At 37.2% G+C, this 5,763-nt stretch carries 8 protein-coding genes and 2 pseudogenes; 8 read left to right on the top strand and 2 right to left on the bottom strand.

The window, feature by feature from the left end:
• Window positions 1-48: 48 nt before the first annotated feature.
• The 8 genes and pseudogenes from F1E73_RS16155 (at window position 49) to F1E73_RS16120 (ending at window position 4,369) form a co-directional block, all read left to right on the top strand.
• A complete protein-coding gene (locus F1E73_RS16155) occupies window positions 49-249 on the top strand; it encodes an aldo/keto reductase (RefSeq protein ID WP_150452539.1) in 201 nt (66 codons plus the stop codon).
• 12 nt (window positions 250-261) lie between these two features.
• Window positions 262-1,056, top strand: a complete 795-nt coding sequence (locus tag F1E73_RS16150; protein WP_150452538.1) for an SDR family NAD(P)-dependent oxidoreductase — start codon at window positions 262-264, stop codon at window positions 1,054-1,056.
• A gap of 88 nt (window positions 1,057-1,144) precedes the next feature.
• Complete coding sequence (locus tag F1E73_RS16145) at window positions 1,145-1,714, top strand: YceI family protein (protein ID WP_150452537.1); 570 nt, start codon at window positions 1,145-1,147, stop codon at window positions 1,712-1,714.
• Window positions 1,715-1,740: 26 nt separating this feature from the next.
• Complete coding sequence (locus F1E73_RS16140; protein WP_150452536.1) at window positions 1,741-2,139, top strand: DoxX family protein; 399 nt, start codon at window positions 1,741-1,743, stop codon at window positions 2,137-2,139.
• A gap of 103 nt (window positions 2,140-2,242) precedes the next feature.
• Window positions 2,243-2,440: pseudogene (locus F1E73_RS16135) on the top strand (YceI family protein); the annotation flags it as partial.
• Between the two features lie 70 nt (window positions 2,441-2,510).
• Complete coding sequence (ygiD, locus tag F1E73_RS16130) at window positions 2,511-3,335, top strand: 4,5-DOPA-extradiol-dioxygenase (RefSeq protein WP_223883484.1); 825 nt, start codon at window positions 2,511-2,513, stop codon at window positions 3,333-3,335.
• 42 nt (window positions 3,336-3,377) lie between these two features.
• Window positions 3,378-3,764: a DoxX family protein gene (locus tag F1E73_RS16125; RefSeq protein ID WP_223883485.1), complete on the top strand. Its 387-nt coding sequence runs from the start codon at window positions 3,378-3,380 to the stop codon at window positions 3,762-3,764.
• A gap of 44 nt (window positions 3,765-3,808) precedes the next feature.
• Window positions 3,809-4,369: a TetR/AcrR family transcriptional regulator gene (locus F1E73_RS16120; RefSeq protein WP_086477967.1), complete on the top strand. Its 561-nt coding sequence runs from the start codon at window positions 3,809-3,811 to the stop codon at window positions 4,367-4,369.
• A gap of 54 nt (window positions 4,370-4,423) precedes the next feature.
• Here F1E73_RS16120 and F1E73_RS16115 read toward each other — a convergent pair.
• Window positions 4,424-4,753: pseudogene (locus F1E73_RS16115) on the bottom strand (RteC domain-containing protein); the annotation flags it as partial.
• Between the two features lie 200 nt (window positions 4,754-4,953).
• Complete coding sequence (locus F1E73_RS16110) at window positions 4,954-5,613, bottom strand: DUF6904 family protein (RefSeq protein WP_150452533.1); 660 nt, start codon at window positions 5,611-5,613, stop codon at window positions 4,954-4,956.
• Window positions 5,614-5,763: the final 150 nt, after the last annotated feature.

Raw genomic sequence — 5,763 nt, 5'->3', positions numbered from 1 at the left:
AAACACGGATGAAGGCAACGCCTTCAAACGAATCATATCGATATTTATATGTCACATTACGACGATTTAAATCCATACCAAGCCTCACCGGCCGAGGTTGCCATAGCCTGGCAATTGCATAAGGATTTTATAACGGCACCCATTGCCAGCGCCACCACAAAAGTGCAAGTACAATCTTTGGCCAAAGCTACTGGTTTAAAACTGAGCACCGATGAGATGAAAAATTTAGATGAAGCAAGTACCTTCTAAAAAACATAAAAGATGGATTTACAATTAAAAAATAAAAAAGCCTTTGTAAGTGGCTCTACCTCAGGAATAGGAATGGCCATTGCCAAAAAGCTTTTAGAAGAACAAGCCGAAGTGATTATCAGTGGCAGCAGCCAGCAAAGTGTAGACAAAGCTGTCGCAAGATTAAAAGCCGAAGTACCTAATGCCCAACTAAGCGGTATTCCCACAGATTTTACTAGGGCGGCATCTGTTGAAGACCTTATTGCTAAACTAAACGACATTGATATTTTGGTGAATAATGTTGGGATTTACGAGCCAAAGGAATTTACCAAAATAACCGATTCGGATTGGGACCGTTTTTTTGAAGTGAACCTGATGAGTGGTATTCGCCTATCCCGTGCATTATTTCCCAAAATGCTGGAAAAAAATTGGGGACGGATCCTTTTTATCACGAGCGAATCGGCCTCAAACATTCCTCAAGAAATGATTCATTATGGGGTAAGCAAAACGGCATTACACGGTTTAAGCCGAGGCTTGGCAAAGCTTACCAAAGAAACCCAGGTAACGGTAAACACCATAATGCCAGGACCTACAGCCACGGAAGGCGTAAAGGCCCATTTTGAAAAAATGGCTCAGGAAGAGGGTAAAACCTACCAAGAGGTAGAAGATAACTTTTTTAAAAATCTACGTCCTAGTTCACTATTGCAACGCTTTGCCAAGCCTGAAGAAGTGGCCAATATGGTATGTTATATGGCCAGTCCGCTTTCATCAGCAACCAATGGTGCCTCCTTACGCGTAGAGGGCGGCATTGTAGATAGTATCCTTTAATAAAAATGGTGAATTAAACATCTTGATCAAACTATTAAGTATCAAAGACTTATTGCAATTCTTAATTTAACCTTTAAATTCAAAAATCATGAGAAATTTATTTTTATTCTTGGCTTTGATGGCCATTAGTTTTACCGGTTTTGCGCAAACGCAATGGCAAGTAGACCCTTACCACTCATCACTTAATTTCCAAGTGCAACATTTAGGTATAAGTATGATAAATGGTAAGTTTACCGACTTTGAAGGCACAATGAATACCCAATCCAATTCCCTTGCCAATGCCAGTTTTAATTTTACAGTGCAAATTGCGAGCCTCAACACCAATGTAGACAAACGTGACGAACACTTAAAAAGTTCCGATTTTTTTGATGCGGAAAAGTATCCAACAATGACTTTTAAAAGCACCAAGGTAACCAAGGGCAAAAAGAAAGACCAGTACAAATTAACCGGAATGCTTACCATAAAGGACGCAACCAAAGAGGTAACTTTCGATTTGGTTTACGGTGGTACAGCAAGCACCGATACAGAGGACAAAATGGGGATGATTGCAAAAACAAGCATCAACCGTTTTGACTTTAATATCGATTATGACCCTACTGCCGCAGGTATTGCCAAAGAGATTGATATTGTTGCCCACTTACAGTTTGCGAAACAATAATAGTTCAAAATAAAAGCAAATACTAGATGAAAAATACAGATTTGGGAATATTTATCCTACGCCTAAGCTTGGGTGTATTAATGCTATTGCACGGGATTGCCAAACTTATATACGGTATTGACCCCTTAATAGGGATGATGGACCAGTTTGGCATCCCTGGCTTTTTCGCCTATGGTGTTTATGTAGGGGAAGTGATTGCCCCGATAATGCTCATTGTAGGTTACCGTACTAAAATAGCAGCCTTACTATATGTGGCTACGATGTTGGTGGCTATATTTTTGGCACATCCGGCAGATATTTTAGCATTGACACAATCAGGTGGCTGGGCTATTGAATTACAAGCCTTGTACCTATTTGGCCCTTTAGCCTTGTTTTTTACAGGCGGAGGAAAAATGGCCTTGTCCAAAGCTTCTAAATGGGATTGACCAATGAAAGCTTATATCAGTATTCTTTTAATGCTTGTCTCAGTACAGCATGTCATATCCCAACAAAAGGGACTCCAATGGTTGGATATCGAATAGGATAATTATAACATTAGACACCGAGTTTGGAGGTTTTATGAAAGACCCATATGGCAATGAAAAGGCAGGATTTTCAATAAATGGAAAATTAAACCGTAAAGATTTTGGATTAAATTGGAATTCCGCACTTGAAGCTGGAGGTGTTATGGTTGGAAATGAAATTAAAGCTAACGTGGAAATACAATTCATAAAACAAGTTTCGTAATTAATTTACGTAAATGAATAGAAAACATTTTTTAAAAGCAATGACATTATTGCCACTAATAAGTTCAAGTATGAATTTAAAAGACTTAAATAAAATGACTTCATCTATGGGTAACACAGGTAAAATGCCTGTGTTATTCCTTGGTCATGGAAGCCCTATGAATGCCATTGAAGAAAACGAGTTTGTATCGGCGTTTAAAAAACTTGGAAAAGAATTGTTGAGACCAAATGCCATCCTCTGTATCTCTGCACATTGGGAAACCAAAGGTACCTTTGTGACGGCAATGCAAAATCCTCCGACCATTCACGATTTTGGCGGATTTCCACAAGCCTTGTTCGATGTGCAATATCCTGCACCAGGAAGTCCGGAATTGGCACGGCAGGCTAAATCCATCATAAGCACAACGGAGGTTGGTTTGGACGAGAAATGGGGGCTTGACCATGGTGCTTGGAGCGTTGTAAAACACATTTACCCCAATGCCGATATTCCGATCATTCAGATGAGTATCGACTATTCGCAACCAGCAAAATATCACTATGAACTGGCAAAGGAAATAAGCAGCCTTCGTCAAAAAGGGGTCCTGATCATTGGAAGCGGAAATATGGTCCATAACCTTCGTTTAGTAGATTGGAACAAATTAAACGAACAATATGCCTTTGATTGGGCTATAGAGGCCAGCGAAAAGATGAAAGCTTATATCTTAAACGGGGACCATCAAAAACTCATCAATTTTAAAGCCCAGGGAAAAGCCTTTGAATTGGCCATCCCAACCCCAGAACACTATCTGCCATTACTATATTCTTTGGCATTGAAAGAAGAAAACGAAAATATAAGCCTGTTCAACGACAAACCGGTCGCAGGTTCACTATCCATGACATCTTTAAAAATAGGTTGAAAATATAAATTATGTTCATCAAATAAAGATTTTAATACATACATATTAAATTGGGTCCTATTATTTTTAAGAATAGGTATAGCATTAATGATGTTGGTGCATGGAATCCAAAAACTTCAAATGTTGTTCGGTGATACTATACAATTCCCAAGTGTTCTGGGAATGAGTCCGTTCGTTTCATTGGCCCTTGCGGTTTTTGCGCAGGTTGTATGTTCTATATTAATTCTAATTGGGCTAAGCACAAGACTTGCAACCATTCCTCTGATAATCACTATGTTGGTGGCTGTAATTTTCATACATGGTGGAGATCCCTTTGCCAAACAGGAATTAGGCCTCCATTACTTGATGGTGTATGTCACCTTTTTTATGCTTGGTAGCGGAAAATATTCCGTTGATGCCGTTATGAAAAACTATTCTATGGCCAAGTAGTTTTTTTATAAAATAGTTAATCGTAGTTTAATTATAAAAGCCTAATGGATACTCAAAATAAAATAATTGTTAAGTCGCTTAAACTTTTTAAAGCTCAAGGAATTAAAGAGGTTAGTATGATGGATATAGCCAAAACGTTAAGAATATCCAAAAAAACGTTGTATGTTTATTTTACAAGTAAAAATGATTTAGTTAATAAAGGCATCCAATTTCTTTTCGATTTACATTTTTCTACTTTAGAAAGAATTTTACAAGAAAAAACAGCTACAGTAGAAAAAATAAGGAAGGTATATGAGTATGCTATTAACTATTTGATAGGAGTGTCTCCAATTTTTATTTTGGATTTAAAAAAATATTATGCATCATCATATAGGGATTATGATTTATACCGAAGAAAATTAATTTTTGGATATATTAAAAATATATTGGATGAAGGCCAATTAAATGGAGAGATTAATCACACGATAAATACACAACTATTTTGTGAATTCCACCTCTATAATTTCGACAAAATTCTATTAGCCAATTCGCAATTATATAAATATAGCGTAAAAGATCTTTTTGATATTAGTATAGGTGTAAGTTTGAAGGGAATCCTTAAATAATCCAACCTGTTTTGTATTATGGCTTTATAAAAAGGTTGACCCTAATACTGATAATCAGTAATTTATTATACATTTTCGAAGTAGGCTGATTTTAATTATAAGCAGGACAGAACTGAACCTGAAATTTTCATCTCGGTCATCCAGTTTTTTGATGAGGCCATCCCGGAGTGCATAAAGGAACTTCGTCTTGCTCATTTTTCGGGTTCTCAATTCCAGATAGGTTTGATATAAATTCCCCAGATCAATATTGAAGGTGCTTTCAAAAAACTTGGCTATCAACCGTATATCACTGCTTCCATTGTCAAAAACACCCTGATAGTGCAGTTCATAAATCAGTTCTGTCATGGTAGCTTTGCTCCCCGTCCAGTTTAATCTTGGCAACTGGTCTTTTGATTTGGGCCTCCTTCAGTTTGTTTAGTTTCTCATTATAAAATTTATCCATAGCAAATTTTTTGTTGCAATCGAGCGCACCATTTTTAAAGTGTTGTATATCTGGAGCTTATTTTAAGAAAAAGGCAACTAATTTCTCCGCAAAAAAGACCAGCCTAACGGAGGCCCTTAATTTACCTATACCGTGGACATTTTTAATTTTTGTATTCTTTATCCGTTACTTTTTCCAGCCACTTCGTTGGTCCGGCAACTCTGCTCGTAATGGCTATTTGAATGAACTTATTATTTTCCGAAGAAAAGTAAGTGCCCCGTTTTAAAAGAGTAGGTAATTTTCGGAATGCCCGCTTACCCCCACCTAGCAAAAAGTAATCTAGGTTTATACTCCTCATATATTGATATATGAGGTCATTTCCACCGTAGAGTCCATCCTCTATAAAGCCAATTAACGCCTTAGCCCCAACTTCGTCATACGTATTCATTGCATAATCTAACCAGTATTCAATCTGTAATATTGTGGCAACGTCTAGCTTATTGGTCTGGTAAAACCGCATATTATATTTAATAGCAGTTAAGGAAAATAAAAAATGCACCCAGGATAATGGCGTACCGTAGTAAGCTTGTTCTTCTGGAGAAAAGTGACTTTTAGTCCTATGAAGCCTTTGATTGCTGTAGGCTTTCCGTATTTCATAGGAAAAACTACTAATAAGTTTCCCCCTATTTTCATAGCCTTTACCGTACAGTTGATTTTCATCATTCCAAAATTTACCGATCAAGTCGTATAACCGATCCAAATCCTCATAAGTCCCCCAGAGCTCCACGCCCATTCCTTTTTTTGTTGGTATTGTGTACAGCATAGCTATTTTATATTATTACCAATTAATTTAGTCCCTAAATCGTATGAGGCGTAGGTTCTTCAATCCGTCTGATTTTTCCAATCAACCATTTGGATTTATTCGTATTTCTTGATTGGGGATTATTGACTCCTTAATAAAAATGGGACTTCA

Source organism: Arenibacter lacus, assembly GCF_008711145.1.
Taxonomy (GTDB): domain Bacteria; phylum Bacteroidota; class Bacteroidia; order Flavobacteriales; family Flavobacteriaceae; genus Arenibacter; species Arenibacter amylolyticus.
The sequence above is the reverse complement of the archived record's forward strand: the minus strand, read 5'-3'. Positions and strand labels throughout refer to the sequence as shown.

Coding starts and splice junctions, on each gene's coding strand:
- F1E73_RS16150 (WP_150452538.1), top strand. CDS start 262: ATGGATTTACAATTAAAAAATAAAAAAGCCTTTGTAAGTGGCTCTACC.
- F1E73_RS16140 (WP_150452536.1), top strand. CDS start 1,741: ATGAAAAATACAGATTTGGGAATATTTATCCTACGCCTAAGCTTGGGT.
- F1E73_RS16145 (WP_150452537.1), top strand. CDS start 1,145: ATGAGAAATTTATTTTTATTCTTGGCTTTGATGGCCATTAGTTTTACC.
- F1E73_RS16120 (WP_086477967.1), top strand. CDS start 3,809: ATGGATACTCAAAATAAAATAATTGTTAAGTCGCTTAAACTTTTTAAA.
- F1E73_RS16110 (WP_150452533.1), bottom strand. CDS start 5,613: ATGCTGTACACAATACCAACAAAAAAAGGAATGGGCGTGGAGCTCTGG.
- F1E73_RS16155 (WP_150452539.1), top strand. CDS start 49: ATGTCACATTACGACGATTTAAATCCATACCAAGCCTCACCGGCCGAG.
- ygiD (WP_223883484.1), top strand. CDS start 2,511: ATGAATTTAAAAGACTTAAATAAAATGACTTCATCTATGGGTAACACA.